Raw genomic sequence first — 25,095 nt, forward strand, 5'->3', positions numbered from 1 at the left:
TCTGGGTTCATGGACTCCTTCTCGACGCTCCTGCGCACCACCACCCACGAGCTGCACGAAGAGGCGAACTCGTCGACATTCATGAGCGATCTGCTGGGCGGTCGGCTGGGGGTGGACGCCTACGCGCGCTACACCGAGCAGCTGTGGTTCGTGTACGACGCCCTGGAGTCCGGCGCCGAGCGGCTGGCGTCCGACCCGGTGGCCGGCCCCTTCGTCCGCCCGGAGCTGATGCGGATGGCGTCGCTCGAACGGGACCTGGCGCATCTGCGGGGCCCCGGCTGGCGGTCCACCCTCTCCGCGCTGCCCGCCACACGGGCGTACGCCGACCGGATCGAGGAGTGTGCCCGCACCTGGCCGGCCGGGTATGTCGCCCACCACTACACCCGCTACCTCGGCGACCTCGCCGGCGGCCAGATCGTCCGCGACCGGGCGGAGAAGACGTGGGGCTTCGACAAGAAGGGCGACGGGGTCCGCTTCTACGTCTTCGACCAGATCTCCAACCCGGCGGCCTTCAAGCGCGGCTACCGCCAACTGCTGGACGACGTCCGGGCGGACGACCTGGAGAAGCAGCGGATCATCGCCGAGTGCCAGCGGGCGTTCCGACTGAACATGGCGGTCTTCCAGGCCTTGAGCGAGGAGTTCCCGCTCAGCGCCTAACGCTCGAGGAACACGCGTCCGCCGATCTCCACCCAGCCCTCCGGCTGAGGAGCCGTCAGGATCTGCGAGCCCGTTCCCTGTGTGATGTTGAGGGCCCGGCCCAGTCGGTCCGTGAGGAGAAGGGCCGCCGCGCCGGTCGCCTCGTCCTCGTCGACGCCGTCGTCGCGGCCTGGGAAGGCGCGGGCGCGGATGCGGCCCGCTGCCTCGTCCTCCCAGGCCCAGGCGTACACCCACTCCCCCGGCGGCGGCACGGGCAGCTCGTCGACCTCGGCCGCCGTGCCGTACCGGCGCAGCGTGCGCGGCGGAGCCCACTCCGCGCGCGCCTCGATCCAGCTGAACTCCCCGTCCTGCCGGGCGCCCACCACCCCGGCGGGCGTGACGAGTTCGGGCACGTCGAGCAGCCAGGCCGCGCCGACGCAGGGGTGCCCGGCGAAGGGCAGCCGGGTGCTGGGGGTGTAGATGTCGATGACCCCGCGCTCGGGATCGTCCACGAACACGGTCTCGCTGAAGCCGAGCTTCGCGGCGAACGCCTGCCGGTCGCTCCACTCGGGCATGACCGAGCCGTCGCGGACGACGCCGAGTTCGTTGCCGTATCCCCCGCCGGGGCTGCAGAAGACACGCAGGACGTCGTAGTCAGTCACCCCGGCATTGAAACACTGACCGAGAGGAACCGGACGATGGGTGGTGCCGCATGACGGTGCTGGAGAAGAGGGCCGCCGAGGAAGCGACCCCACCGCCCGACACTCCGCCCCGCAGACGCCGGGGCACCGCCTGGCTGCTGACCGCGGGGATGGTGCTCGCCCTGCTCGTCCTCGTCCCGGTGGCCGCCGGTATCGGCGCCTACCCGATCCCGGTCGGTGACGTCCTCGGCTCGGTGCTGCACAGAGTCGGGCTGGGCGGCGCCGAGTCGGACCGGGTCGCCGAGTCCGTGCTGTGGAACGTCCGCTTCCCGCGGATCGTGCTCGCCCTGCTCGTCGGGGCCTCGCTGGGCTGCGCGGGCGCGCTGATGCAGGGCGTGTTCGGCAACCCGCTCGCCGAGCCGGGCACCATCGGCGTCTCCTCCGGCGCGGCGGTCGGCGCGGTCGCCGGGATCTCGCTGGGCCTGAACTTCCTCGGCAACTGGACCGTCCCTGCACTGGCCTTCGCCGGCGGCCTCGGCACCGTCCTGCTGGTGTACGCGATGTCCCGATCGGGTGGCCGTACCGAGGTCGTGACGCTGATCCTCACCGGTATCGCCGTGAATGCGTTCACCGGCGCCCTGATCGGTCTGTTCATCTTCTTCGCCGACACCGCCGCCGTGAACCAGATCACCTTCTGGCAGCTCGGCTCCCTCGCCCAGGCCACCTGGCCCAAGGTGCTCGCGGTACTGCCGTGCGCGGCCGCCGGCCTGGTGCTGGCCCCGCTGTACGCGCGCCGGCTGGACCTGCTCTCGCTCGGCGAACGGCCCGCCCGGCACCTGGGCGTGGACGTGGAGCGGCTGCGGATCGTGCTGGTCCTCGTCATCGCGCTGCTGACGGCCGCCGCCGTCAGCGTCTCCGGCATCATCGGCTTCGTCGGTCTGGTCGTACCGCACCTGCTGCGGATGGCGGCCGGACCCGGACACCGCTTCCTCGTGCCGGGCAGCGCGCTCGGCGGTGCGGCGGTGCTGCTCGCCGCCGACCTCGCGGCCCGTACGCTCGCCGCCCCCGCCGAACTGCCGCTCGGCGTCCTGACCGCACTGGTGGGCAGCCCGTTCTTTTTCTGGCTGCTGCGCCGCACCCGACGCAGGCAAGGAGGCTGGGCCTGATGCGTCTTCGTCCCCGGCGGCCCGAGGTGCCGCCCGCCCCGACGCCCGGTGTCGTTCTCGCCGAGGCCGCGGGCCTGCACGTACATCTCGGTGCGCGCACCGTCCTGAACGGCGTCGACGTCGCCGTCCGGGCCGGTGAGGTGCTCGCCCTGGTCGGCCCCAACGGTGCCGGTAAGTCAACCCTGTTGAGCGCGCTCGCCGCCGATCTCCCGGCCGCCGAGGGCGTCGTACGCGTCCACGGCCGCCCCGCCGGGCAGTGGCCGGCGCCGGAACTGGCGTTGCGCCGGGCCGTGTTGCCGCAGTCGGCGGCGCTGTCCTTCCCGTTCACCGTCGAGGAAGTGGTCCGGATGGGGCGGGCGCCCTGGGCCGGGACGCCGCTGGAGGACCAGGACGACGCGGCGGTGGCCGCGGCCATGGCGGCGACCGAGGTGACTGCCTTCGCCGTACGGCCCTTCTCCGCGCTCAGCGGCGGCGAACGCGCCCGCGTCGCACTCGCCCGCGTCCTCGCCCAGCGTGCGTCCCTGCTGCTGCTCGACGAGCCGACCGCCGCGCTCGACCTCAAGCACCAGGAGCTGGTGCTGCGCCTGTGCCGGGAGCGGGCCCGCGCCGGGGACGCCGTGGTCGTCGTCCTGCACGACCTGGGGCTCGCCGCCGCCCACGCGCACCGTGTCGCGGTCCTGCACGCCGGCCGGATCGCCGCCGACGGGCCGCCGGCGGAGGTGTTCTCCGACCGGCTCCTCACGGCCGTCTACGACCAGCCCGTCGAGGTGCTCCCGCACCCGCGCACGGGAGCGGTCCTGGTGACGCCCCGGCGGGACGTGTGAAGGCCAGGTCACGGTGTGGCCGCTGAAGTCGATCCCGGCGCCCGCGCGTTCCCCCGCCCCGGTAGGGTTCGCCTCCGGGAAGGGGAAGGTGAAAGGACCCGATGAGCAGGGATCGCGGCCCTCGCAGGCTTCGCAGGCTGGACCGGAGCGTGCTCATGGCAGCTTCGATGACCGCTTTGTCGGTGACGGCGAGCGGGTGCGTGGTGGTGCACGGCGAGCGTGAGGTGCTCCCCGCGACGACCGAGGACGAGGCAGCCAAGGCACTGGCCGAGTTCACGGCCGCGTACAACAGGGCCGACAAGGCCTACGACAGTTCCCTCGACGCCGACCATGTCACCGGCCCCCTGGGCGCGATCGACGAGGCGCGGCTGAAGGCGGGCCGCGCCAACAACCCGGGCGGCAATCCCGCGCACTCCCCGCTGAAGTTCAGCGACGTCGAGTACACCATCCCGAAGAAGGCCGGCTGGCCGCGCTGGTTCCTCGCCGACGCCGCGGCCAACAAGGGCTCCGCCGCGCGCTGGCTGATGGTGTTCACCCGCAACGGGCTCACCGAGCAGTGGCAGGTGTCGTATCTCACGCTGGTGGCGCCCGGCAAGGTACCGGAGTTCAAGAAGGACAAGGACGGCTGGGCCGAGGCGATCCCCGCGAACTCCCCCGAACTCGCCGTGGCACCGGGCGACTTGAGCCAGAACTACGCGACGTACCTCCAGGACGGCGGGGACGCCTTCGCGCCCGGCACGCACACCACCGTGTGGCGCGAACTGCGTGACAAGAACAAGAGCAAGCCGGGCCTGGCCACCCAGTACATCGACGAGCCGCTGACGAACGGCGACTACGCCCCCGTGGCGCTGCGCACCGCCGACGGCGGGGCGCTGGTGTTCTTCAGCACCCGCCACTTCGAGAAGCAGACGGCCGCGGCCGGTACGTCGGTACCGACGCCGAACAAGGACGTCGAGGCCCTGACGACCGGTGAGATCAAGCAGTCACTGACGCTGGAGGTCGTCTCCAACGAGGTGGCTCTGGACCCGGAGAAGGGCTCCGGGGACCAGCAGGTGACGGTGCTGGGCCGGATCCAGGGGCTGACGGCGGCGAAGGGCGAGTAGGCGTACCGCTGCTCAGTGGCGCAGGGGCCAGGCCGCGCTCGCGTGGTCCGGCTCCGTGCCCGCGTACCGGGCGCAGGCGTCGGTGAGGACTTCCAGCAGGCTCAGCGGATCGGGCAGCGCATGCTCGGGGCCGCGTACCCAGTGCACGCTCTGGTCGTCGCCGGGGAGCCGGGCCGGGGGGACGAGGACGTAGGAGCCGCGGCAGTGCCAGCGCAGGCCCGGATGCTCGTCCATCGTCTCGGGGTGACAGTCCAGTTCGCACGGCCACCACTCGTCCTCGTCCTCGGGGGTGCCGCGGGTGAGGGTGAAGAACAGCATGCGGCCGTCGTCGCTCGCGGCGACCGGGCCGACCTCCACGCCGGCGGCGAGGAGACGCTGCAACGCCTCGCGACCGGCCTCCAGGGGCACGTCGAGGACGTCGTGCACCATGCCGGTCGCGGTGATGAAGTTGGCCTGCGGCTGGTGGCGGGCCCAGCGCTCGATCTGCGCGCGGTCGGTCGTGGACTGCGTCTGCCAGGCGAACGACACCGGGTGCCGGGCGGGCGTCGGACAGCCGACGCGGTCGCAGGAACAGCGATAACCGGGGGCCGGATACGCGGCGGGCGCCAGCGGCAGCCCCGCGGCGGCGACGGCGAGCAGCAGGTCCTCACGGCCGCCGTCGTCGGCAGCGGCCTCCTTCGGGCGGCGTCCCCGCAGCCACTGGGAGAGTTTGCCCTGCCGGCCGGTGCGACCGCCGAACTCCGCGCTCATCTATCCCCTCGCCTCGCTGTTGAACCTCGCTGTTGAACCACGCTGCCGAAACGGACAGCTTGCTCCATGGTCCCACCATCCTGCTCCTTGGGGGGCCGCAGTCCCCAACCGGGGTGGGTGGGACGAGACGTACTCCACACAGGGATCAGGGGTCATCGGACGCTTTGCCGCGATTTATCAGGGTGCGGGTCATCGGGGCGCGAGTCCGTACAGGGCGTAGTCGACGAGGGTGTCGGTGTACTCGTACGAGATGGGCCCGGTGTGCTGCAGCCAGCGCTGGGCGAGCGGGGAGACGAAGAGTTCCAGGGCGATACGGGGGTCCACCTCGGGGCGTACGTCGCCGGCCTTCTGCGCGGAGCGCAGGCGCTGGACGTACAGCTGGAGCGAGGGTTCGAGGAGCTTGGCCACGAACTCCCGGCCGAGCTGCTCGTTGACCAGGCCCTCGGCGGCCAGGGCGCGGGACGGGACCTCGAACCGGGGGTCGAGCAGCTCGTCGACCGTGGCGCGCAGGACGGCCTTGAGGTCGGCGGCGAGGTCGCCGGTGTCCGGGATGGTGGCGTACGGCTCCTGCCCGGCGTCCTGCGCCGTCTGCTCGGCCAGGTCGAGGAAGGCCTCCAGCAGGACGTCGGCCTTCGACGACCACCAGCGGTAGATGGTCTGCTTGCCGACGCCGGCGCGGGCGGCGATGCCCTCGACGGTGGTCTTGGCGTAACCGACCTCGCCGACGAGTTCGAGGGCGGCGGCGTAGATCGCGCGACGGGACTTCTCACTGCGGCGGGTGGCGTCGGGGGCGGACTTCTTGGCCATGGGACGAATTTACCAGGCCGACAAGACGTTGCGTCTCGTCACGTGCCCGAACCGAGCCGCCCCCGACGCACTCCCGGCTATCCGAACTGGCCGGGCTGGTAGTCGCCGGCGGGCTGCCGGATGATGACGTTCAGCCGGTTGAAGGTGTTGATGAGAGCGATCTGGGCCACCAGGGCGGCGAGCTGCTCCTCGTCGTAGTGCTTGGCGGCGTTCGCCCAGGCCTCGTCCGTGACACCTCCGGCCGCGTCCGCGATGCGGGTGCCCTGTTCCGTCAGCTCCAGCGCGGCGCGCTCGGCCTCGGTGAACACCGTGGCCTCGCGCCAGGCGGCGACCAGGTTGAGGCGTACGGAGGTCTCACCGGCGGCGAGGGCGTCCTTGGTGTGCATGTCGGTGCAGAAACCGCAGCCGTTGATCTGGCTCGCGCGGAGGTTCACCAGCTCCTGCGTCGCCGTGGGCAGCGGCGACTCCGCGAGCACCTTGCCCGCAGAGACGATGTGCTTCAGGAACTTGCCTGCGGTGGGACTGCCGAAGACGTTCAAACGGGCTTCCATGGTGGACTCCTCTGCCGTGGTCGGTGGCTACACACCTCTGACGGAACGGCTCGGCGGGATGTGACACGGCCGGAGGTGACGGGCGTCACAGGTCACAGGTCACAGGTCACAGAGGAGGCGACCCGCCTACGACGACTCCACGGGCGGCCACGCGTCGCCCCAGTCGGCGTCGCGGGCCGCCTTGTACCGGTCGCCGTGGCGTTTGGTGACGGTCGTCCTGCGGAGCTGTTCGTCGGTCTCGCACAGGTCGAGGAGGACCTGACCCTTGCGGATCTGGGGTTTGCGGACGACCCGGGAGGGGGCCGGCGTGGGCGGGAAACGGGTGGCGGCGACGTAGCTGAACTTCTCGTCCTCGTAGGCGAGGGAGCCACCCTTGACCTGGCGGTGCAGCGAGGAACGGCTGACCCGTGCCGAGAAGTGGCACCAGTCGGTGCCGGGGGCGATGGGGCAGGCGGCGCTGTGCGGGCAGGGGGCGGCGATGTGGAAGCCGGCGGCGATCAGACGGTCGCGGGCGTCGATGATGCGGGCGTAGCCGTCGGGGGTGCCGGGTTCGACGAGGACGACGGCCTGGGCGGCGGCCGCGGTGGCGTCGACGAGGGCGGCGCGGTCGGGGGCGGTGAGCTCGTTGAGGACGTAGGAGACGGTGACGAGATCAGTGCTCTCGAGGGTGAGCGCCGCTCCGATACGAGAGCGCTGCCAGCGGGCGTCGCGCAGCGCGGGGTTGGCGGCGGCGACCTCGCGCCCGAGCGCGAGCGCGGGCTCGGCCCAGTCCAGCACGGTCACCGGCCGGACCCCGCCCCAGGTGGCGGTGACGGCCCAGCTCGCGGCGCCGGTACCGCCCCCGACGTCCACATGCCCGCCGGGCACCCACCCGGGCACGGCCGCCGCGAACGCCCTCAGCGCCGAGCGCACCGCCTCGAAGGTGGCCGGCATCCGGTACGCGGCGTACGCGGCCACGTCGGCACGGTCCCGGAGGATCGGGGCGTCGGTCGGGGTGGCGCCCCGGTAATGGCCGATCAGCCGCTCCACGGCCTGCGCGGCCTGCCTGGGCGGAAGTCCGTCGAGCAGCCCGGCGAGGGCGGCACGGAGGGTTTCGGCCGGGGACTGGGGGGCGTTCACCTGGCGATTCTATGGGGCGGTGAGGCGGAGCGGCGCACCGCTTTGCGAGCACCGCTCACATTCGAGCGCGCCGCACGTCGCCGAGGGCGCGGCTCACCACCGAGAGCACCGCTCACACCCCCCGCACCGCCCGAGCCACCCGCGTCCCCGCCGCTGCCCGCGGTCGGCTGTCCGGGGCGCGGCGGCAGGGGTGGACCGTGTTCGCGAGCAGGATCAGGAACGTGTCCGTCGCCCGGTCCAGCACCAGCGACGTCCCCGTGAAACCGGTGTGCCCGGCCGCTCCCCGCCCCGCCAGCTCCCCCATGAACCACGGCTGGTCCAGCACGAACCCCAGCCCGGGCGGCGTCAGCAGCAGCTCCACGAAATCCGGGCCCAGGATGCGCGCCGGCCCGTACGAACCCCCCGCCAGCAGCGCCCGGCAGAACACCGCCAGGTCCCGCCCCGTGGCGAACAGTCCCGCGTGACCGGCCACCCCGCCCAGCGCCCACGCGTTCTCGTCGTGGACGACCCCCCGCAGCATCCCCCGGTCGGCCTTCGCCCACGGCCGGCGCTGGTCCTCCGTCGCCGCCGCGCCCGGGCACGGGCCGAAGCGTGTCGACGACATGCCCAGCGGGCGGGTGATCCCGTCGCGTACGAGGACGTCCAGGGGGTGGCCGGTGATGCGTTCCAGGACGTACTGGAGCAGCAGCATGTTCAGGTCGGAGTAGCGGTACACCCCGGGCTTCCCCGTCGGCGGCTCCGCGCGCAGCAACGCCAGCCGCTCGGTGTCGTCCGGGCAGTCGTACAGCGGGAGTTCGGGCCGCAGCCCGGAGGTGTGGGTGAGCAACTGCCGTACGGTGACGCCGTGCCGGGCGGCGGCGCGGAAGTCCGGCAGGTAGTCGCCCACGCGCGCGTCGATGCCGAGGGTGCCGCGTTCGATCTGCTGGACCGCGGCGACGGCGGTGAACAGCTTGGTGAGCGAGGCCAGGTCGAAGGGCGTGTCCACGGTCATCGGCACCCGGTCCGCGGCCGGCAGTTCGACCCCCGCGTCGGCCTCCGGGTCGTACGCCGCGTACCGCACGGCGTGCCCCGCCGCCTCCTCCACCGCGAGCACCGGCCCGCGCCCGGCGACGACGACGGCACCCGCCGCCCACGGGCGCTCACCGGTCGTCAGACCCTGGACGTCGCGGACGAGGAGACGGAGTTCGCCGGGGTCGAGTCCGGCCCGTTCCGGTGTGCCGCTCCGCAGCCTCGGCGCACTCAGCTCCCCGCTCCCTCCACGCCCGTACCCGCGTTCCAAGGTCGGCACAATCCCACGAAGCAGGCCACCGCCACCAGGGCTGCGGCCAGTTGGACGACGGCCATGGGGACGGCGGTGTGCTCGCCCCCGATCCCGGCGAGCGGGGAGGCGATGGCGCCGATGAGGAAGGAGGACGTACCGAGCAGGGCGGACGCGGAGCCGGCGGAGTGCCTGGTGCGCAGGAGGGCGAGTGTCTGGGCGTTGGGCAGGGTGAAGCCCATCGCGGTCATCAGGACGAACAGCGCGCCGGAGACCGGGACGAGCCCCACCTCGCCGAAGACGCCCACCGACATCAGCAGCAGCGAGGTCGCGGCCAGGACGACGACCGTCAGCCCGAGGGCGAGGACCCGGTCGAGGCGGACCCGGCCGACCAGCACCTTGCCGTTGATCTGCCCGGCGGCGACGAGGCCGATGGAGTTCAGGCCGAACAGCAGGCTGAAGGTCTGCGGGGAGGCGCCGTAGATCTCCTGGATCACGAACGGCGACGCGGAGACATAGGCGAACAGCGCGGCGAAGGCGAAGCCGCCGGCGAGCATGTAGCCGGTGAAGGGCAGGTCGGCGAGGAGCCGGCGCATCGAGTGCAGGGCCTCGCCGACGCCGCCGCGGTGGCGTTCGGCGGGCGGGAGGGTCTCCGGGAGCCGGAACCAGACGACCCCGGCGAGCAGCACCCCGACGGCCGTGAGGACCACGAACACGCCCCGCCAGTCCGTCACCCGCAGGATCTGCCCGCCGATGAGCGGCGCGACGATCGGGGCGACGCCGGAGATCAGCATGAGGGTGGAGAAGAAGCGGGCCATGGCCACGCCGTCGTACAGGTCGCGTACGACCGCCCGCGCGATCACGATCCCGGCCGCGCCGGCGAGGCCCTGCGCCAGCCGGAAGGCGACCAGCGACTCGACGGTGGGCGCCACCGCGCACAGGGCGGTGGCGACGATGTACACGGCGAGTCCGGTCAGCAGCGGCCGCCGGCGGCCCCACCGGTCGCTCATCGGGCCGACGACCAGCTGCCCGAACGCCATGCCGGCCAGGCAGGCGGTGAGCGTGAGCTGCACGGTCGCGGCGGGCGCGTGCAGGGACTCGGTGACCTCCGGCATGGCGGGGAGGTACATGTCCATGGACAGCGGCGGGACGGCGGTGAGCCCGCCGAGGATGAGCGTGACGAGCAGTCCGGTGCGGCGCAGTGCACGAACGGGCGGCCGCATCGTCGGTGCGGCCGCCTGTGAAAGATCCGGTATCGGTGCCCCGCCTTCGGACATGTGCCCCTCCCTCTTACCTGAACCAGTCAGCTCCCTATGCTCTCAGTTCGAACACAGTGCCTGGCGACATCAAACGAGAACGAACAAGATCAAACGGGAACGAGGGCGGGGCGAGCATGACGGCGGACAGCGTGCGGTGGGGGATCCTGGCGACGGGTGGGATCGCGGCGGCGTTCACGGCGGATCTGGTGGATCTGCCGGACGCGGAGGTGGTGGCGGTGGCCTCGCGGACTTCAGGCTCGGCGAAGGCGTTCGCGGAGCGGTTCGGGATCCCCCGGGCGTACGGCGACTGGGAGTCCCTGGCGCGAGACGAGGGCGTCGATGTCGTGTACGTCGCCACTCCGCACGCGGCGCACCGGGAGGCCGCGGGTCTGTGTCTGGCGGCGGGGCGGAACGTGCTGTGCGAGAAGGCGTTCACGCTGAACGTGCGCGAGGCGGAGGAACTGGTCGCGCTGGCGCGGGAACGCGGGAGCTTCCTGATGGAAGCCATGTGGATGTACTGCAATCCACTGGTGCGGCGGCTGAAGGCGCTGGTGGACGACGGGGCGATCGGCGAAGTGCGCAGCATTCAGGCGGACTTCGGACTGTCGGGACCCTTCCCGCCCGAGCACCGGCTGCGGGATCCGCAGCAGGGCGGGGGCGCGCTGCTGGACCTCGGCGTCTACCCGGTCTCCTTCGCGCAGCTGCTGCTCGGCGAGCCGTCGGACATCACGGCGAGAGCGGTGCTCTCCGACGAGGGCGTTGATCTCCAGACGGGAGCACTGCTCTCGTGGGAGAGCGGCGCTCTCGCTTCGGTGCACTGCTCCATTGTCGGCGGGACGCCCGTCGCCGCCTCGGTCACCGGCTCGCACGGCCGGATCGACATCCCGTACGGCTTCTTCCACCCCGACCGTTTCGTCCTGCACCGCACCGGCCGCGCCCCCGAGGAGTTCGGCCACGACCCGGCCGCCGACCCGCACAACAGCCTCAAGCACGAGGCCCGCGAGGTGATGCGGGCCCTGCGCGCCGGCGAGACCGAGTCCCCCCTCGTCCCGCTCGACGGCACACTCGCCGTGATGCGGACGCTCGACGCGATCCGTGACCGCATCGGCGTCCGCTACCCCGGCGAGCATCCCGACCAGGCGGACGAGCCGCAGCTCACACCTGCCTGAGCCCCGGCTCCCCCACCTGAGTCACAAAGGACGCGGCCGTCGTGACCGGCGCCCCGGGCGTGGTCACGTACGGCACCGTCCTGAAGTCGGCCCGGGCCTGCTCCTGCTCGAGCGCGACGGTCACGTAACCCCGCCGCCCGTTGTAGAACTTCAGGTGCGGGTTGGCCGTCATGTACGTGTTCCAGTTGGCCGGCTTCTCGGCGCCGTCCCGCCCGCTGGCGATCGACGTGGCGACGATCTCGGTGCCCACCGTCGGTGAGGCCGGGTCGTCGAAGTCGTCCTTGATGTCGAAGGCGTAGCCGACGTGCACGTCACCGGTGAGCACCATCAGGTTCTCGATGCCTGCCGCCTTCGCGCCGTCCAGCACCCGGCGGCGCGAGGGCCGGTAGCCGTCCCAGGCGTCCATCGACACCCGCGACGGCTCCGTCAGGTCGAACTTGCGCTGGGAGAAGACGACCTGCTGCGGTACGACGTTCCACAGCGCCCGCGACTGCCGCCAGCCGTCGAGCAGCCACCGCTCCTGTGTCTCGCCGGTCATCGTGCGGGTCGGGTCGTCGATCTCGGGCCCGGGGACGTCGGAGCCGTCGCCGTAGGCCTGGTTGGAGCGGTACTGGCGGGTGTCGAGGACGTCGAACTGGGCGAGCCGGCCCCAGTGCAGGCGGCGGTAGAGCTGCATGTCGGGGCCGTCGGGGAGCTGCGGGCGGCGCAGCGGCTGGTTCTCCCAGTAGGCGCGGTAGGCGGAGGCGCGGCGCAGCAGGAACTCCTCCGGGGGGACGTCGTTCTCGGGGATGTCGTCCGCGTAGTTGTTCTCGGTCTCGTGGTCGTCCCAGGTGACGACGAAGGGGTGCGCGGCGTGCGCGGCGCGCAGGTCGGGGTCGGTCTTGTAGAGGGCGTACCGGAGCCGGTAGTCCTCCAGGGTCACCGTCTCGCGGTTGAAGTGGGCCGGGAGGGTCCGGTCGGTGTAGTTCCGCTGGCCGCCGACCGCGTTGACCGCGTACTCGTACAGGTAGTCGCCGAGGTGGAACACCACGTCCACGTCGTCCTGGGCGAGATGGCCGTAGGCGGTGAAGTAGCCGTCGTGGTACGCCTGACACGAAACGGCGGCGAGCTTCAGGGCGGCGACCTGGTCGCGGGTGGACGGCGCGGTGCGGGTACGGCCGGTCGGGCTCACCCAACTGCCCGCCCGGAAGCGGTAGTAGTAGACGCGGCCGGGTTCGAGGTGGCCGACCTCGACGTGCACGGTGTGGTGGAACTCGGGGTGGGCGGTGGTGGTGCCGCGTCTCACGGGGCGGCGGAAGTTCTCGTCGCGGGCCAGTTCCCAGTGCACGGTGACGCGTTCGGCCGGCAGGCCGCCGTCGGGTTGGTACGGGGCGGGCGCGAGGCGGGTCCACAGCAGGACGGATTCGGGCAGGGGGTCGCCGGAGGCGACGCCGAGGGTGAACGGGTCGTCGGTGATCCGTGCGGCGTCGAGTTCGGCGGCGCCGGCGATGCCCGCGGTGGGCAGGTTCACCGCGAACGCGAGCGCGGCCGCCGCCCCGGCGACGGTCAGAAAGCGACGGCGACCGATGTGCCGGGCGGCTGCGCGGAACTCGGGGTCGTGCTGTGACGGGCGTGCTGCGGATGTCATCCGGTCCTCCCCTGACGAACCTGTCGATTCGATGCAGAGGCATTGGAGTCACCGGGAACGACCCGCGCTTGGCACGTACACAACACTCGGATGGCGGGCAGATGAGTTCCGCATGGCGGACCCTCGCCTACGCTGCGAGCCCATGAATGCCAAGCAAACTGCCACACAGTCGAAGATCGCCGTCGTGACCGGTGCCGGCTCCGGCATCGGCCGTGCGGTCGCCGTGGAGCTGCTGCGCGCGGGCTGGTCGGTGGCGCTCGCGGGACGCCGCCCGGAGACCCTGGAGGGGACAGCGGCCCTCGCGCCCGAGGGCACCTGGCTGGCCGTACGCACGGACGTGTCACAACCGCAGGACGTGACCGCGCTGTTCGCGGCCGCCGTCGAGCGGTTCGGGCGGGTGGACCTGCTGTTCAACAACGCGGGGACGTTCGGGCCGGGCGGGGTCCCGGTCGAGGAGCTGCCGTACGAGGCCTGGCGGCACGTGGTGGACACCAACCTCAACGGGGCGTTCCTGTGCGCGCAGGCGGCGTACCGGCAGATGAAGGAGCAGGACCCGCAGGGCGGCCGGATCATCAACAACGGCTCGATCTCCGCCCATACGCCCCGCCCGCACTCCGTCGCCTACACGGCCACCAAGCACGCGCTGACCGGCCTCACCAAGTCCCTGTCGCTGGACGGGCGGCCGTACCGCATCGCGGTCGGACAGATCGACATCGGCAACGCGGCGACGGACATGACGCAGCGGATGCAGACGGGAGCGCTGCAGGCCGACGGAGAGGTCAGGCCCGAGCCCGTGATGGACGTCGCCGATGTGGCGCGCACGGTGCGGCACATGGCGGAGCTGCCGCTGGAGGCGAACGTGCAGTTCGCGACGGTGCTGGCGACGACGATGCCGTACGTGGGACGCGGCTGAACCGTCACCCCGTACCCGCGTGAACGCTCAACCTGCACAACCGGAGTTTCACCGTCCGCCCCATTGCCGCCGGTAGAGGACTTATGCTCAACTTCCCTCCACAGGAACTTCACACTTGGAGTGTCGAGCTTCCGCCGGCCACACCGAGGGGGAAGGCGGCGGCTGTTCCACGGCACCGGTTGGGGGTGGACCTCGCGTGGGACCGCGAGGTGCGCACCGGGGCCGTGGAACAGCCGCCGCGTACATCGAGGACCGGCGGGTGGTTCACCGCCCGAGGATGCGGTCCACCTCCGTCAACTGCTCGGCAGTGAGCGCTCCGTGGGCCATGGCACCGGCGTTCTCCTCGGCCTGGGCGACGGACCGGAAGCCCGGGATCGGCACGGTGCGCGGACTGCGCGCCCACAGCCAGGCAAGGGCGCCCTGCGCGAGCGTACGACCGCCACTGGTGAGAACGTCCCGCAGCGCGTCGACGCGGGCCAGCCATGCCGGATCGGCTCCGGACCCCGCGGCGAAGCCCTGCAGCCAGGCCGGCGGCCTGCTGCGGATGTCCCCGGTCTCCAGGCGCGGCCGCCCGGCGTGCCGGCCGGTGAGCAGGCCCATGGCGAGCGGGCTGCGGATGATGCCGGCCAGGCCGGCCTCCTCGCACAGGGCGAACATCTCCGGCGCGTCGTGCAGCACATTGGCGGCGTGCTGTACGGCCGTACAGTGCGCCCCCTCGGCGAAGACGGCGGCGCGGGCGGGGTCGTCGGTGCTCCACGCGTACGCCCGGATCAGCCCCTCCCGCACGAACTCCTCGCAGACATCGCGGAGTTCGGCGGCCCTTTCGGGGTCGGCGTCGGACAGGTGGAGCTGGTAGAGGTCGATGTGGTCGGTGTCGAGACGGCGCAGGGAGGCGGTCAGCGCACGGCGGGCGTACGCCGGGGAGTCGTCGCCGCCGGTGAGGGTGCGGGTGTCCTCGTCGAAGACGTTGCCCCACTTGGTGGCGACGACGACGTCGTCCCGGCGTTTGCCGAGGGCGCGCCCGAGGATGCGTTCGCTGTGGCCGGTGCCGTAGGTGTCGGCGGTGTCGAAGAAGGTGACGCCGAGGTCGAGGGCGCGGTGGATCGCCCGTACGGACTCCTCGTCGTCGACCCTGCCCCAGCCGAGCGGCTGCCCGCTCGCGTCCTGCCACTCACCGCCGATCGCCCAGCAGCCGAAACCGAGAGCGCTGACCTGGATGCCGCTGCGTCCGAGTGTCCTGGTGATCTCCATGCCTCGGAAGGCTAGGAGTTGAAGCGCACTTCAACACAAGGCCTTCCGGCCGTCGTACGGGCGCTCACGCCTGCCCGGTCTCGAAGCGGGAGATCCTCCCGTCGTCCTCGACGACGAAGCTCCACCGGGTGCGCATCTCGCCCCAGGTGTCGTTGCTGTAGCGGGCGATGAGGGAGCGGCCGCCGTTCGACTCGTTGTCGACCTCCATGTGGCCGTGGGAGGAGAAGATCTCCCGGTCGATCCAGTCGGCGAGGTCGCGGTCCGCACCGTCGTCCGACATGGTCGCGCCGGGTGCGAGGAGGGTCATGAAGCCCTCCCGGTCATGGGCGTTGACAGCGGTGACGAAGGCGCGAACGGCCGGGTCACTCAGCTTGGCTGGCTGAATCGTCATGCCAGCAGACTCACACCGCGCCGCACGGCCCGCCACCCGAACGGCTGCCCGGGAGGGCCGGGCGGGTGGCGGGGATGCGACGGTGGGGTCGGGAGATCGGGGAAATCGGGAAAATCGGGGAAACCGGGTGGGGAACTGTTCCTGCTGTCTGCTCCGGGAGTCATCGTGACCTGCTACGACCGACGTGATCTGGGACTGCTGCTGCTCCGGCTGGGCACCGGCGGGGTACTGGCGGCGCACGGCGCGCAGAAGCTGTTCGGCTGGTTCGGCGGGGGCGGGATCGAGGGGACGGGCCAGTGGTTCGAGTCCGTCGGCTACAAGCCCGGCAAGGCGAGTGCCATGGCGGCGGGGCTGGCGGAGTTCGGCGGCGGCACACTGCTGGCGCTGGGCCTGGCCACCCCGGCGGCGGGCGCGGCAGCGGCCGGAGGGATGGCGGGCGCGTCCGCGGTGCACGCCCCGAGCGGCTTCTTCAACGCCGAGGGTGGCTACGAGTTCGCCGCCAGCCTCGGTCTGGCCTCGACCGGCATCGCCATCGCGGGCCCCGGCCGCCTCTCCCTCGACCACGCCCTCGGGCACATTCTCGACCGCGGCTGGATGGTCCCGGCGGCGCTCGGCGCGGCGGCGGCGGGCACGGCCGTGGTGGTGGGCATGCGCAACCAGCGGGTGCGGCAGGAGCAGGCGCAGCGGGAGGCGGGGGGCGGCCAGGACCCGCTGTTCGAGGAGTCGTTCGACGAGTAGCCCACCGCAGGGGCGCTGCTCGAGAAGCGACCGCCATGGCAGGCTGCGGGCCATGAATGACGCCATGAGTGACCAGGTCACGCCCACGACACTCCCCACCGACCTGTGGACCTCCATCGACGACCTGTGGCGGTGGCTGGACGCGAACCGGGCGCACGGCGACCGGGAAGGCCTGCTCCTGCGCATCCTGAAGCTGTCCGAGGAGGTCGACGAGGTCGCCCAGGCGGTGATCGGCGCGACCGGCCAGAACCCGCGCAAGGGCACCACCCACACCTGGGAGGACGTCCAGTCCGAACTGTGCGACGTGGTCATCACGGCCCTGGTGGCCCTGCGCACGCTCACGCCGGATGCGCCGGAGGTGTTCGCGGAGCACCTGGGGCGGGTGTGGGAACGGTCGGTGGGGAGTGGGCCGGTCTCCTGAGCGTTGAGCGCGGGCGGCGTCAGAGTTCCGTAAGACGGAATCGGTTCCGATGAGCGGCGCGGGACGCGTGCAATGGCGTCATGGACCTCCCCGCCCTCCTCCCCCGTTTTCGAGGCAGGCTGCACGATCCGCGCACGGCCACCGTGGTGGGCCGCCTCCTCGGGGTGGCCGTCCTCGTCTGCTTCGTGACCGGTGCGGTCAGCCACTACCTCCAGGAACCGCCCGCCTGGCTGTCGGCACACCTGCCCACCCGCCCGGTCTCGGGCTACCGCGTCACCCAGGGCCTGCACGTGATCAGCGGCACAGCCGCGGTACCACTCCTCCTGGTGAAGCTGTGGACGGTCTACCCCCGCCTGTTCGCCTGGCCACCCGTCCGCTCGGTGACCCACGCACTGGAGCGCCTGTCCATCGCCGTCCTGGTCGCGGCGACGCTGCTCGAGCTGTTCATGGGCCTGCTCAACACGGTCCAGTGGTACGTGTGGCCGTTCTCCTTCCGCCAGGTGCACTGGGCCCTGGCCTGGGTCATCATCGGATCCCTGCTGCTGCACCTGGTGGTGAAGGCCCCCGTCATCCTGGCGAACTGGCGCCGCAGACCGACCGAGTTGCGGGAGCAGGCCATCGAGGACGAGATCGACCGCCGCTCCCTGCTGCTCGGCCTGGGCACCGCGGTCGGCGCGGTCACCCTCTTCACCGCCGGCCAGTCCGTGACCCCGCTGAAGGACCTGGCCCTGCTCGCCCCGAGAGACCCGGACGTGGGCCCCCAGGGACTGCCGGTCAACCGGACCGCGAGGGCCGCGGGCATCACCGAGGAAGCGGTGCGCGCCTGGCGACTCCACGTGGAGGGACCCAAGTCATACGACCTGACGCTGGACGAACTGCGTGCGATGCCGCAGCACCGCGTCGAACTGCCCATCGCCTGCGTCGAGGGATGGTCCAAGTCCGCGCACTGGGAGGGCGTACGCGTCAAGGACCTCCTGGCCCGGGCCGGCCTCCCCGACGGCGCCCGCCTGCGGATCGCCTCCCTGCAACGCCGCGGCGGCTACGGCGTGACCGAGATGGACCACCCCTACACCCGCGACGACCTGACCCTGCTCGCCCTCCGCCTCAACGGCGAGATCCTGACGCCGGACCACGGCTACCCGGCCCGCATCATCGCGCCCAACCGGCCCGGCGTACTGCAGACCAAATGGGTCACGAGGCTGGAGGTGCTCGCGTGACGTCGACGACCGTGGTGCGTTTGCTGCTCGCAGTACCCGGCCTGACTGCCGTCGGCTTCGGCATACAGCAGTTCGTCGTACGCACCCACCCCGACGTGTCGGACGCCAGGGAGCTGGCGCTGTGGCTGGGCGGCGCGGTGGTGCTGCACGACGGACTCCTGGTGCCGACGGTCCTCCTCCTGGGCCTGCTCATCAGCCGCGCCCGGCGCCTATGCCCGATCCTGCGCGGCGCGCTCCTGACCGGCGGCTGCCTGACCCTCATCGCCCTACCGCTGCTCCTCCGCCCCGGGCGGCCGGCGAACCCGACGGTTCTACCGCGGGACTACTGGGTCTCGTCGTCCATGGCCCTCGCGCTCACCCTCGCCGTCGCGGTCCCCGTGGCCTGGGTGCTGAAGTGTCGCCGGTCGCGCCGACAGCGCCGCGCAGGGAGGTGACGAACTCGGGTGCGCGGGGACCCGCCTGGTCGTCGCGTGAGACCGCCAGAGGCTGCGCGACCGAGACGTCGATCAGGGATTCGTCCAGGACTCGGGGTCCTCCGCGAGGCTCAGGACCTCGTCGGGCAGCTGGGCGGCAGCCACGTGGGCCAGGGTGACCTCGCCGAGGATCTTGCGGACGTTGGCGCGTACCGCGATCCACAGCGGCAGCAGCGACTCCGCGGGACCGCCGTACGAGAGCTCGGGCGGGCGTACTCCCCGCACCGAGACCAGGGGGCCGTCCGCCACGCGGATCACGTCCGCGATGGCGATCGATTCCGCCGGACGGCGAGCCGATAGCCGCCCTTCCCGCCCCGCTGACTGATCACGAGACCTCCCCGGCGGAGGTCGCCCAGGATGCACTCAAGGAACTTGTGCGGGATACCCTGCGTCGAGGCGATCGCCTCGGCCTTGAGCGAGGCGTCGTTACCCGCCGCGGCCAACTCCAGTGCAGCGCGCACCGCGTAGTCCGCCCTCGCCGAGATCCGCATGCCGCGAAGTATCCCACGGCAACCTGGGGCGCCGGCTCGACCGGGTGCGGCATCTCTCCACGGGACGTCGGCGTCCTGCAACGGACAGCGGGCGTTGCCGTGCAGCTCATTTCTCCCCATCAAGGCGCGATCGCTTCAAGAACTTCGCGCAGTGATGTGACGCCGTCAGAAGCGAGGAAGTGACCGGCTCCGGGGACCACCTCTGCAGAGACTCCGAGCAGGCTGGCAAGCCGGTCGGTGTGACCACGGGGGACGTACGGGTCTGCGTCCGACCGGATGATCGTGAGTCGACGGACGTGGTTGCTGAGCTCCTCCACGTCGCAGCCGTCCCCGATGTAGGAGTTCAGTTCCGGGAGCGCGGGCAGTTGGTCAACGAATCCGGAGACCAGCACGAGGGTGCCAAGGTGCCAAGGGTCCGGAAGTGTTCGCAGATAACGCAGCACCGTCAGACAGCCCAGGCTGTGCGCGACGATGATCGAGTTCTCGTCAGGGGTTCCCAAGTCGGCGCGCACGGCCTCCGTCCACTGTGCGGGGTCTGGGTCTCGTGGGTTCGGAAGTGCCGGGATCGTGGTCGGGATGCCGTCCGCGTTGAGTTGCTCGCCCAGCCAGCCGAACCAGTGATCTCCGGGGGATGCACCGTAGCCGTGGATGATCGAGGCACGCCGCTGGGTTGTTCCTGTTGTCATGCCGCAGGACCGTATGGGTTCACGTCAGCGTGAAGGTCAAGCCGATGAGGAGGAAGTGACGGTGCTGATCGGCGAACTCGCCGAGCTGACCGGGGTGAGCGCGCGAGCGCTACGCCACTACGAGGACCGAGGACTACTGGTCCCGGCTCGCAACAGCAGCGGGTACCGGGACTACGCCGAGTCCGATGTCACTCGCGTAGCCCAGATCAAGACGATGATCTCTGCCGGCTTGGGCACCTCGACCATCCAGCGGTACTTCGACTGCGCTCGCACCGGCGATCACGGCACAACCCTGGAGATGTGCCCCGACCTACGAGCCGAGCTGGATGCCTTGGCCAGACGGCTCGACGCCAGACAAGCCGAACTCCGTGACACACAACGACGACTGATCGAGATCCGGCGTGATGCGCTGGAGAGGGGCCTAGTCTGAACAAAACGTATCGAGGGGGCTACGAACTGCTCGTTCGTAGCCCCCTCGTTGTACGTCAGCGTCCGGCCGCAAACTCCAAGAACACGGTCCACTCCGCGCGGCAGAAAGCGAGTTGGGCACGGGCAGGAGCCTTGGAGTCGCGGACGTGGACGGTGCGGGCAGTTGCAGCGACCTCCAGGCATTCGCCGCCCTCGTTGCCGCTGTAGCTGCTCTTGAACCAGGCGAGTCGCGCAGGCTCGTTCATCGTTCCCCCAGCATGTCCTCCATCAGGTCCAAGGACTCCCTGGGCGTGAGCGCCTGGGCCCTGATGCTGCCGTACCGTGCGGCCAGGATACGGACTTCCTCGGGATCGGTGATCAGTCGGCTGCTGTTCTGCGCCTCCGTGTATCCCGCCTGCGGCTTTCCCTTCGGGGTCAGGAGGACGAATGCGCCACCCATCCCGGCATGCTCTACCCGGTCCGTCGGCATCACCTGAAGCTCCACATTGCGCAGTCGCCCAAGCTTGATCAGCTGCTCAAGCTGCTCCTTGTGAACATCCGGACCACCGATGGGCCGCCGCAGCACCACTTCCTCGATTACGGCCGTCACCATGGGAGGAGGCCAACGCGTCAGGATTTCCTGCCGGTCCAACCGGGAAGCCACCCGCTGCACGATGATGTCCTCGCTGAGTAGCGGCTTGCGCATCTCGTAGAGCGCCCGCGTCCGCCGCTCAGTCTGCAACAGGCCAGGGACGTCATGGTTGTTGTAGAAGTTGATCTCGACCGCTTCGCGCTCCAACCGCGCGTAGTCCCTGAACCAGGCCGGATGCCGAACCCTCGCTTTCGCCTTGGCGTTCTCCACATCCTCGATCGTGGCCTTGAGCAGCCCACCGGCATCCAGCAGTTCATCGGCCACCTCCAGGAACTCCCGCTGCGGCGTCCGTCTCCCCCGCTCCAGCGACGAGATCAGGTCCCGCTGTATCCGAGCCGGTCCCCCAACTCCTTCTGCGTAAGCCCGGCTCGCTCCCTGAGTACCTTGACCTGCTTGCCGATCGCCCGGTTCAGGTCGCCGGCCTGCTCACCCTCGTCATACGTCTCCTGCGGCTCCGTCACAGTCATCCCGACACCCGCCCTGCTGTCGCACACACCTCACCAAGTCACGGCCGACACCCCGTACAGGAAACCGTCCGTACCGGTACGCACACCCTGCGTACCGAATGACTCCCTGGTCAGGGTAGAGCGCGTCAGCCACGCTCAGTGACATGAAGTCAGAAATCTCCACCCGGCACTTCACCCAGCTCCTCAGCGCCACGCGTCGCGGCGCTCGCCTTGCCCGGCTGATGACTGTGCATCAGCTCGAGGAGTGGGGCTGGCCGCCGAGCTGCGCGGTGAGCGAGTCCGCGACGCTGGTTGTCGCCGGGTTGGCGGCGAACGCGGTTGCCCACGGGCATGTGAAGGGCCGCGGGTTCCGGGTCTCGCTCGCCGTCGAGGCCTCGGACACGCTCCGTATCGAAGTGGCCGACCCGCGAGGCGACCGTCGGCCCGTGAGCTGTCATACCGCCAGTGCCATCGACGAGACAGGCCGCGGGCTACTCCTCGTCGACGCGCTCACTGCCCGGTGGGGCAGTGAGCCATGGCCACCATCCGGCAAGGTCGTGGGGGCGGAGATCGCACTTCCCTGCCCAGTGATCGCCGCTTCCGCATCCACCGCAGCTCAAGATGGTGGAGCGGCTCCACAGACAACGTGAGGCCATGCACCGAGCGATTGAGGTCCGGCAACCCGTCACCGTGAGCTCAGGTCGGAGCCCCAGTGGCAGACGAGTCGGGCTGTACGCCGGGTTCTGTTCCTCCGAGCCCTCACGGGCTCGGAGGCGACGGCCATCCATCTAGGGCCGGCGTTGCCACCGGCCTCGTGCGGTCTACCCGCGGACTCGGGCGGGCAGCCCTCGAGCGTCCGCGCAGGGACACCGGGGTGTCCCCTCTTGACCTTGCTCCGGGTGGGGTTTACCTAGCTGCCCAGGTCACCCTGGGCACTGGTGGTCTCTTACACCACCGTTTCACCCTTACCGAGGGCCGAAGCCCCCGGCGGTTTGCTTTCTGTGGCACTGTCCCGCGGGTCACCCCGGGTGGCCGTTAGCCACCACCCTGCCCTGTGGAGCCCGGACGTTCCTCGGGAAGCCCCGCTAAGGGGACTCCACGCGGCCGTCCGCCCGGCTCGTCTGCCGTGTCGACCATGGTACCGGGCGTGTGCGCTTCGTCGGACCGGCAGCCGTGGCCAGGACCGAGCCCGTCAGGATCAGGGCGAAGGCGACCGCGATCGAGGCCGTCAGGGGCTCGTTCAGGAAGACGGCTCCCGCCGTCACCGCAACCGCCGGGTTCACGTACGTGATCACCGTGGCCCTGGTCGGGCCCGCCTCCTTGATCAGTTCCAGGAACGCGACAAAGGCTATCGCTGTGCAGATCACGCCCAGGGCCACCAGGGCGGCCAGGGCCTGCGTGGACGGCATCTCCGCGGGCCAGGTGGCCGCCGCCGCGGGGGCGTAGACCAGCGCCGACAGGGTCAGACAGGGGGCTATGAGGTGGAGGGACGGGACGTCCTTCAGGTGGCGGGCGGCTATCAGGGGAGCCGTCGCGTAGCCCAGCACCGTCACCAGCACCTCCGCCAGGGAGCGCGCGTCGCCGCCCGTCAGGTGGGGGGCGGTCAGGACCGCCACTCCTGCCAGGCCCAGGGACAAGCCCGTGATGCGGCGGGCGCCCAGCCGTTCCGCCGCGCCGAAGAAGCGGGCCAGGACCACGCCGACGATCGGCACGCCTGCGATCAGCAGGCCCGCCGTGGAGCTGGACAGATGGCGCTCGGCGTCGGTCAGGGTCCACCAGGGGCCGATGATCTCGATGCACGCGAAGGCCAGCATGGGCTTCCAGTGCGCCCGTACCGTGCGGGTCAGGCCTCCTTGGCGGAGGGCGAACGGGAGCAGAAGCGCCGCGCCCAACGCGCACCGCGTGAAGACCACCATCGACGGGGACATCTCGTCCACCGCCACCTTGATCAAGAGGTAGGGGATGCCCCAGACCACTCCCATGAGGGAGAACAGGAACCAGCCGCGTGCAGTCATGCGGTGAGTGTCGGCGCCCTCAGGTCCCGGTGTCTTGAACGCTGTTGCGGTACGCCGCCGGCGTCACCGCCAGTACGCGGCGGAACCACCTGGTCAGGTGCGCCTGGTCCGCGAAGCCGACCAGGCCCGCGACCTCCGCCGGGCGCAGCCCGGACTCCAGCAGGCGGCGGGCCCGGTGCACCCGGTACTGGGCCAGCCAGGCGTACGGCGGTATCCCCATCGTCGTGCGGAAGGCCCGTAGGAGCTGGTAGCGGGACAGGCCCAGTTCGGCGGCGAGGTCGGCCAGGGAGGGGGGTGCGAGGAGTTCGTCGGCGAGGCGGTCGCGTACGGCGTGGGCGATGCGATCGGCGCCGGGGACGATGTCGTCGGTCGCGCGGGCCGTGGAGTGGCGGCGGGCCAGGGCCGTGAGCAGCCAGGGCAGGCGGGACTCGGCCTCCAGCGGGTCGGGGCAGCGGGCGATGTCCGTGTGCGCGGCGCGTAGGGCACGGGCGAGTTCCGGGTCGTCGAGGACGGGCTCGCGGAAGTGCGGGATGCCGCCGACGGTGCCGTCGCCCAGCAGGGACGGGTCCGCGTACAGGGCGCGGTAGGCGTAGCCGTCGGGGGCGGCGGGGCCGCCCGTGTGCATCTCGCCGGGTTCGAGGACGACGATGGAGCCCGGGCCGGAGTGGATACGGCCGCCGCGGTAGGCAATCACCTCAAGGCCGCCGACGGTGACACCGACGGTGAGCTCCTCATGGGCGTGCGGGGCGTAGACGTGCCGGGCGAAGCGGGCGGTGAGCAGGTCGAGGGGCGGGCCGCTGCGGCCCAGTCGTGCCCTGGTCCAACTGGCCTGTTCTCGTTCGTTCATGTCACACTCCCCTGGGATCCCAGGGTGGTGTAACGCGCAGGGGCTCAGAGAAAGTCCGCCGTCTCCAGCTCGAAGGCGAACGGTTCGGGGAGGACCAGCGGTTTACCGAAGGGCAGGGTGCAATGCTCGCGGTAGTCGTCCTTCTCCGGGGCGCTGAAGAGGGTGATCTGGGAGGTGTCGCGGTCGGCCAGCAGGTAGAGAGGGATGCCGCCGCGTGCGTAGCAACGGCGTTTGGCCTCGCGGTCGGCCTGGGGCTTTGTGGACGTCACCTCCAGCACCATGGCAACGCCGTGGCAGGGCATCCACGAACCGGCTCCCCCGAAGAGGTCAAGCTCGATGGGCGCGAAGGTGACATCCGGGACCACGTGATTCTTCGGGCAGGCCTCCCCACTTTTCAGCCTCAGCCCCTTGTTCCCGGAGAAGTCCATGTCGGTCCGGGATCGCTTGATCACTTGCCTCACGATCCGGCTGATGTACTTCTCGTGTTCCCCGTCCGGCGGCGGCGTCACAACGATCTCCCCCTCGATCAGCTCGGCCCGGAAACCCTCCGGGGTGTCCAGGGCGAGAAAGCCCTCCAGCAGGACCTCTTCCTGCGTGAGCGGCTCATGGGCCATGGCAGTCATGTCACGCCCCTCCTTCGGTCGCTCGCCAGACTGGGACATCGGAAGATCACCTGTCCGTGAGATCGGGAACCGTTCCCTCGATCGTGGCACACGATCAACGCCGCCGTCAGGCGGCGAGCCGTTCGCTTGACCCTGCCGCAACGTCAACGTCTCTACTGAAGGCATGCGGATCGGAGAACTCGCCGCGGCTGTCGGCGTCACCACGCGGACTGTCCGGTACTACCACCACCAGGGCCTGCTGCCCGAGCCGGAGCGGCTGTCCAACGGGTACCGGGACTACACGTTGCGGCACGCCGTCGTGCTGGCCCGGATCCGGCGGCTGACGGAGCTGGGGCTCGGGCTCGCCGAGGTGCGGGATGTGCTCGCGGACGACGCGGGGCGGGACCTGAGTGAGGTGCTGGAGGAGCTCGACGCCGATCTGGCCCGGCAGGAGGCGGCGATCCGGGAGCGGCGTGCGCGGCTGCGGGCGCTGCTCGACGCGGAGCTGCTGCCGGACGAGGGGCCCGTGTCGCCGGAGCTGGCCGAGCTGTTCTCCGGGATGGGTCAGGCCTCCGACTCCCCCATGGCCGCCAAGGACCGGGAGATTATCGCGCTGCTGGACACCGCCGCCTCT

The 25,095-nt window shown here is 71.0% G+C and carries 26 protein-coding genes, 1 other RNA gene and 5 pseudogenes; 14 read left to right on the top strand and 18 right to left on the bottom strand.

Features of this window, described 5'->3' with window-relative positions:
• Positions 1 to 9 precede the first annotated feature (9 nt).
• Complete coding sequence (locus ACFVJQ_RS14875) at positions 10 to 657, top strand: heme oxygenase (biliverdin-producing) (protein ID WP_385511908.1); 648 nt, start codon at positions 10 to 12, stop codon at positions 655 to 657.
• On the opposite strand, the gene ACFVJQ_RS14880 is transcribed toward ACFVJQ_RS14875, so the two are convergent.
• Positions 654 to 1,298 (bottom strand): PhzF family phenazine biosynthesis protein, encoded by a 645-nt coding sequence (locus ACFVJQ_RS14880; protein WP_385783920.1) that lies wholly within the window; start codon positions 1,296 to 1,298, stop codon positions 654 to 656. The genes ACFVJQ_RS14875 and ACFVJQ_RS14880 overlap by 4 nt on opposite strands.
• A 149-nt stretch (positions 1,299 to 1,447) precedes the next feature.
• Here ACFVJQ_RS14880 and ACFVJQ_RS14885 point away from each other — a divergent pair, with 149 nt between their 5' ends.
• From ACFVJQ_RS14885 to ACFVJQ_RS14900, 4 genes and pseudogenes are all read left to right on the top strand, one after another.
• Positions 1,448 to 2,443: a FecCD family ABC transporter permease gene (locus tag ACFVJQ_RS14885; protein ID WP_385784318.1), complete on the top strand. Its 996-nt coding sequence runs from the start codon at positions 1,448 to 1,450 to the stop codon at positions 2,441 to 2,443.
• Complete coding sequence (locus ACFVJQ_RS14890) at positions 2,443 to 3,267, top strand: heme ABC transporter ATP-binding protein (RefSeq protein ID WP_385783922.1); 825 nt, start codon at positions 2,443 to 2,445, stop codon at positions 3,265 to 3,267. Before ACFVJQ_RS14885 ends, ACFVJQ_RS14890 begins: the two co-directional genes overlap by 1 nt.
• A gap of 4 nt (positions 3,268 to 3,271) precedes the next feature.
• Positions 3,272 to 3,406 (top strand): annotated as a pseudogene (locus ACFVJQ_RS14895) (iron transporter); the annotation flags it as partial.
• Entirely contained in the window at positions 3,369 to 4,370 is a 1,002-nt protein-coding gene (locus tag ACFVJQ_RS14900) for a hypothetical protein (RefSeq protein WP_385511912.1), read from the top strand. The pseudogene ACFVJQ_RS14895 and the gene ACFVJQ_RS14900, both read left to right, overlap by 38 nt.
• A gap of 12 nt (positions 4,371 to 4,382) precedes the next feature.
• Here ACFVJQ_RS14900 and ACFVJQ_RS14905 read toward each other — a convergent pair whose 3' ends face one another.
• The 6 genes from ACFVJQ_RS14905 to ACFVJQ_RS14930 all read right to left on the bottom strand — a co-directional run bounded on the left by ACFVJQ_RS14905 (position 4,383) and on the right by ACFVJQ_RS14930 (position 10,132).
• Positions 4,383 to 5,120, bottom strand: a complete 738-nt coding sequence (locus ACFVJQ_RS14905; RefSeq protein ID WP_385511913.1) for a bifunctional DNA primase/polymerase — start codon at positions 5,118 to 5,120, stop codon at positions 4,383 to 4,385.
• A 189-nt stretch (positions 5,121 to 5,309) separates the two neighbouring features.
• Positions 5,310 to 5,927 carry a TetR/AcrR family transcriptional regulator gene (locus ACFVJQ_RS14910; RefSeq protein ID WP_385511915.1) on the bottom strand — a complete coding sequence of 206 codons (618 nt, stop codon included), beginning with the start codon at positions 5,925 to 5,927 and terminating at the stop codon, positions 5,310 to 5,312.
• A 77-nt stretch (positions 5,928 to 6,004) separates the two neighbouring features.
• Positions 6,005 to 6,478, bottom strand: coding sequence for a carboxymuconolactone decarboxylase family protein (locus ACFVJQ_RS14915; protein ID WP_385783926.1), 474 nt, complete (start codon positions 6,476 to 6,478; stop codon positions 6,005 to 6,007).
• A gap of 126 nt (positions 6,479 to 6,604) precedes the next feature.
• Positions 6,605 to 7,597: a small ribosomal subunit Rsm22 family protein gene (locus ACFVJQ_RS14920; RefSeq protein WP_385511918.1), complete on the bottom strand. Its 993-nt coding sequence runs from the start codon at positions 7,595 to 7,597 to the stop codon at positions 6,605 to 6,607.
• Between the two features lie 112 nt (positions 7,598 to 7,709).
• Positions 7,710 to 8,885, bottom strand: coding sequence for a serine hydrolase domain-containing protein (locus tag ACFVJQ_RS14925; RefSeq protein WP_385783930.1), 1,176 nt, complete (start codon positions 8,883 to 8,885; stop codon positions 7,710 to 7,712).
• Complete coding sequence (locus ACFVJQ_RS14930) at positions 8,837 to 10,132, bottom strand: multidrug effflux MFS transporter (RefSeq protein WP_385511922.1); 1,296 nt, start codon at positions 10,130 to 10,132, stop codon at positions 8,837 to 8,839. Before ACFVJQ_RS14930 ends, ACFVJQ_RS14925 begins: the two co-directional genes overlap by 49 nt.
• Before the next feature lie 116 nt (positions 10,133 to 10,248).
• On the opposite strand from ACFVJQ_RS14930, the gene ACFVJQ_RS14935 reads away from it, so the two are divergent.
• Positions 10,249 to 11,283, top strand: a complete 1,035-nt coding sequence (locus ACFVJQ_RS14935) for a Gfo/Idh/MocA family protein (RefSeq protein WP_385783934.1) — start codon at positions 10,249 to 10,251, stop codon at positions 11,281 to 11,283.
• Here ACFVJQ_RS14935 and ACFVJQ_RS14940 read toward each other — a convergent pair.
• The gene (locus ACFVJQ_RS14940) at positions 11,270 to 12,910 is read right to left on the bottom strand and encodes an alkaline phosphatase D family protein (protein ID WP_385783937.1); all 1,641 of its coding nucleotides are present in this window, start codon (positions 12,908 to 12,910) and stop codon (positions 11,270 to 11,272) included. The genes ACFVJQ_RS14935 and ACFVJQ_RS14940 overlap by 14 nt on opposite strands.
• Positions 12,911 to 13,052: 142 nt before the next feature.
• Between ACFVJQ_RS14940 and ACFVJQ_RS14945 the strand changes: the two genes are divergently transcribed.
• Positions 13,053 to 13,823 (top strand): SDR family oxidoreductase, encoded by a 771-nt coding sequence (locus ACFVJQ_RS14945; RefSeq protein ID WP_385783940.1) that lies wholly within the window; start codon positions 13,053 to 13,055, stop codon positions 13,821 to 13,823.
• Between the two features lie 264 nt (positions 13,824 to 14,087).
• On the opposite strand, the gene ACFVJQ_RS14950 is transcribed toward ACFVJQ_RS14945, so the two are convergent.
• Positions 14,088 to 15,074, bottom strand: a complete 987-nt coding sequence (locus ACFVJQ_RS14950) for an aldo/keto reductase (RefSeq protein WP_385511930.1) — start codon at positions 15,072 to 15,074, stop codon at positions 14,088 to 14,090.
• 64 nt (positions 15,075 to 15,138) lie between these two features.
• A complete protein-coding gene (locus ACFVJQ_RS14955) occupies positions 15,139 to 15,465 on the bottom strand; it encodes a nuclear transport factor 2 family protein (protein WP_385511932.1) in 327 nt (108 codons plus the stop codon).
• Positions 15,466 to 15,630: 165 nt separating this feature from the next.
• Between ACFVJQ_RS14955 and ACFVJQ_RS14960 the strand changes: the two genes are divergently transcribed.
• The 4 genes from ACFVJQ_RS14960 to ACFVJQ_RS14975 all read left to right on the top strand — a co-directional run bounded on the left by ACFVJQ_RS14960 (position 15,631) and on the right by ACFVJQ_RS14975 (position 18,275).
• Complete coding sequence (locus ACFVJQ_RS14960) at positions 15,631 to 16,203, top strand: DoxX family protein (protein ID WP_385511933.1); 573 nt, start codon at positions 15,631 to 15,633, stop codon at positions 16,201 to 16,203.
• A gap of 52 nt (positions 16,204 to 16,255) precedes the next feature.
• Positions 16,256 to 16,624: a MazG-like family protein gene (locus ACFVJQ_RS14965; protein ID WP_385783943.1), complete on the top strand. Its 369-nt coding sequence runs from the start codon at positions 16,256 to 16,258 to the stop codon at positions 16,622 to 16,624.
• Positions 16,625 to 16,704: 80 nt separating this feature from the next.
• Entirely contained in the window at positions 16,705 to 17,841 is a 1,137-nt protein-coding gene (locus ACFVJQ_RS14970) for a molybdopterin-dependent oxidoreductase (protein WP_385783946.1), read from the top strand.
• Positions 17,838 to 18,275 carry a hypothetical protein gene (locus tag ACFVJQ_RS14975; protein ID WP_385783949.1) on the top strand — a complete coding sequence of 146 codons (438 nt, stop codon included), beginning with the start codon at positions 17,838 to 17,840 and terminating at the stop codon, positions 18,273 to 18,275. The genes ACFVJQ_RS14970 and ACFVJQ_RS14975 overlap by 4 nt, the downstream gene beginning before the upstream one ends.
• 72 nt (positions 18,276 to 18,347) lie before the next feature.
• On the opposite strand, the pseudogene ACFVJQ_RS14980 reads toward ACFVJQ_RS14975, so the two are convergent.
• Positions 18,348 to 18,805, bottom strand: a pseudogene (locus tag ACFVJQ_RS14980) (RrF2 family transcriptional regulator).
• Positions 18,806 to 18,924: 119 nt separating this feature from the next.
• On the bottom strand, positions 18,925 to 19,491 hold the full coding sequence (locus ACFVJQ_RS14985; protein ID WP_385783952.1) for an RBBP9/YdeN family alpha/beta hydrolase: 567 nt from the start codon (positions 19,489 to 19,491) through the stop codon (positions 18,925 to 18,927).
• On the opposite strand from ACFVJQ_RS14985, the gene ACFVJQ_RS14990 reads away from it, so the two are divergent.
• Complete coding sequence (locus ACFVJQ_RS14990; protein ID WP_385783954.1) at positions 19,454 to 19,921, top strand: MerR family transcriptional regulator; 468 nt, start codon at positions 19,454 to 19,456, stop codon at positions 19,919 to 19,921. The genes ACFVJQ_RS14985 and ACFVJQ_RS14990 overlap by 38 nt on opposite strands.
• Positions 19,922 to 19,976: 55 nt before the next feature.
• Here ACFVJQ_RS14990 and ACFVJQ_RS14995 read toward each other — a convergent pair whose 3' ends face one another.
• Positions 19,977 to 20,165, bottom strand: a complete 189-nt coding sequence (locus tag ACFVJQ_RS14995; protein WP_385511943.1) for a DUF397 domain-containing protein — start codon at positions 20,163 to 20,165, stop codon at positions 19,977 to 19,979.
• Positions 20,162 to 21,018 (bottom strand): annotated as a pseudogene (locus ACFVJQ_RS15000) (Scr1 family TA system antitoxin-like transcriptional regulator). The gene ACFVJQ_RS14995 and the pseudogene ACFVJQ_RS15000 overlap by 4 nt, the downstream one beginning before the upstream one ends.
• Positions 21,019 to 21,161: 143 nt before the next feature.
• Between ACFVJQ_RS15000 and ACFVJQ_RS15005 the strand changes: the two are divergent.
• Positions 21,162 to 21,647 (top strand): ATP-binding protein, encoded by a 486-nt coding sequence (locus ACFVJQ_RS15005; RefSeq protein WP_385783957.1) that lies wholly within the window; start codon positions 21,162 to 21,164, stop codon positions 21,645 to 21,647.
• A 66-nt stretch (positions 21,648 to 21,713) separates the two neighbouring features.
• On the opposite strand, the gene rnpB is transcribed toward ACFVJQ_RS15005, so the two are convergent.
• From rnpB to ACFVJQ_RS15025, 4 genes and pseudogenes are all read right to left on the bottom strand, one after another.
• An RNA gene (gene rnpB / locus ACFVJQ_RS15010) (RNase P RNA component class A) lies at positions 21,714 to 22,117 on the bottom strand.
• A 115-nt stretch (positions 22,118 to 22,232) separates the two neighbouring features.
• A pseudogene (locus tag ACFVJQ_RS15015) lies at positions 22,233 to 23,012 on the bottom strand (DMT family transporter); the annotation flags it as partial.
• A 19-nt stretch (positions 23,013 to 23,031) separates the two neighbouring features.
• A complete protein-coding gene (locus ACFVJQ_RS15020) occupies positions 23,032 to 23,859 on the bottom strand; it encodes an AraC family transcriptional regulator (RefSeq protein WP_385783960.1) in 828 nt (275 codons plus the stop codon).
• Between the two features lie 44 nt (positions 23,860 to 23,903).
• The gene (locus tag ACFVJQ_RS15025) at positions 23,904 to 24,482 is read right to left on the bottom strand and encodes a Uma2 family endonuclease (RefSeq protein WP_385783963.1); all 579 of its coding nucleotides are present in this window, start codon (positions 24,480 to 24,482) and stop codon (positions 23,904 to 23,906) included.
• 163 nt (positions 24,483 to 24,645) lie between these two features.
• Here ACFVJQ_RS15025 and ACFVJQ_RS15030 point away from each other — a divergent pair.
• Positions 24,646 to 25,093 (top strand): annotated as a pseudogene (locus tag ACFVJQ_RS15030) (MerR family transcriptional regulator); the annotation flags it as partial.
• Between the last annotated feature and the right edge of the window lie 2 nt (positions 25,094 to 25,095).

This window comes from Streptomyces sp. NPDC127197 (genome assembly GCF_042672405.1).
Taxonomy (GTDB): Bacteria; Actinomycetota; Actinomycetes; order Streptomycetales; family Streptomycetaceae; genus Streptomyces; species Streptomyces flavusporus.

What these genes read in the sequence shown, in the direction of transcription:
- ACFVJQ_RS14875 (WP_385511908.1), top strand. Translation starts at nt 10, where the DNA reads ATGGACTCCTTCTCGACGCTCCTGCGCACCACCACCCACGAGCTGCAC.
- ACFVJQ_RS14885 (WP_385784318.1), top strand. Translation starts at nt 1,448, where the DNA reads ATGGTGCTCGCCCTGCTCGTCCTCGTCCCGGTGGCCGCCGGTATCGGC.
- ACFVJQ_RS14890 (WP_385783922.1), top strand. Translation starts at nt 2,443, where the DNA reads ATGCGTCTTCGTCCCCGGCGGCCCGAGGTGCCGCCCGCCCCGACGCCC.
- ACFVJQ_RS14900 (WP_385511912.1), top strand. Translation starts at nt 3,369, where the DNA reads ATGAGCAGGGATCGCGGCCCTCGCAGGCTTCGCAGGCTGGACCGGAGC.
- ACFVJQ_RS14905 (WP_385511913.1), bottom strand. Translation starts at nt 5,120, where the DNA reads ATGAGCGCGGAGTTCGGCGGTCGCACCGGCCGGCAGGGCAAACTCTCC.
- ACFVJQ_RS14910 (WP_385511915.1), bottom strand. Translation starts at nt 5,927, where the DNA reads ATGGCCAAGAAGTCCGCCCCCGACGCCACCCGCCGCAGTGAGAAGTCC.
- ACFVJQ_RS14915 (WP_385783926.1), bottom strand. Translation starts at nt 6,478, where the DNA reads ATGGAAGCCCGTTTGAACGTCTTCGGCAGTCCCACCGCAGGCAAGTTC.
- ACFVJQ_RS14930 (WP_385511922.1), bottom strand. Translation starts at nt 10,132, where the DNA reads ATGTCCGAAGGCGGGGCACCGATACCGGATCTTTCACAGGCGGCCGCA.
- ACFVJQ_RS14935 (WP_385783934.1), top strand. Translation starts at nt 10,249, where the DNA reads ATGACGGCGGACAGCGTGCGGTGGGGGATCCTGGCGACGGGTGGGATC.
- ACFVJQ_RS14940 (WP_385783937.1), bottom strand. Translation starts at nt 12,910, where the DNA reads ATGACATCCGCAGCACGCCCGTCACAGCACGACCCCGAGTTCCGCGCA.
- ACFVJQ_RS14945 (WP_385783940.1), top strand. Translation starts at nt 13,053, where the DNA reads ATGAATGCCAAGCAAACTGCCACACAGTCGAAGATCGCCGTCGTGACC.
- ACFVJQ_RS14950 (WP_385511930.1), bottom strand. Translation starts at nt 15,074, where the DNA reads ATGGAGATCACCAGGACACTCGGACGCAGCGGCATCCAGGTCAGCGCT.
- ACFVJQ_RS14955 (WP_385511932.1), bottom strand. Translation starts at nt 15,465, where the DNA reads ATGACGATTCAGCCAGCCAAGCTGAGTGACCCGGCCGTTCGCGCCTTC.
- ACFVJQ_RS14965 (WP_385783943.1), top strand. Translation starts at nt 16,256, where the DNA reads ATGAATGACGCCATGAGTGACCAGGTCACGCCCACGACACTCCCCACC.
- ACFVJQ_RS14970 (WP_385783946.1), top strand. Translation starts at nt 16,705, where the DNA reads ATGGACCTCCCCGCCCTCCTCCCCCGTTTTCGAGGCAGGCTGCACGAT.
- ACFVJQ_RS14990 (WP_385783954.1), top strand. Translation starts at nt 19,454, where the DNA reads ATGATCGAGGCACGCCGCTGGGTTGTTCCTGTTGTCATGCCGCAGGAC.
- ACFVJQ_RS14985 (WP_385783952.1), bottom strand. Translation starts at nt 19,491, where the DNA reads ATGACAACAGGAACAACCCAGCGGCGTGCCTCGATCATCCACGGCTAC.
- ACFVJQ_RS14995 (WP_385511943.1), bottom strand. Translation starts at nt 20,165, where the DNA reads ATGAACGAGCCTGCGCGACTCGCCTGGTTCAAGAGCAGCTACAGCGGC.
- ACFVJQ_RS15005 (WP_385783957.1), top strand. Translation starts at nt 21,162, where the DNA reads ATGAAGTCAGAAATCTCCACCCGGCACTTCACCCAGCTCCTCAGCGCC.
- ACFVJQ_RS15020 (WP_385783960.1), bottom strand. Translation starts at nt 23,859, where the DNA reads ATGAACGAACGAGAACAGGCCAGTTGGACCAGGGCACGACTGGGCCGC.
- ACFVJQ_RS15025 (WP_385783963.1), bottom strand. Translation starts at nt 24,482, where the DNA reads ATGACTGCCATGGCCCATGAGCCGCTCACGCAGGAAGAGGTCCTGCTG.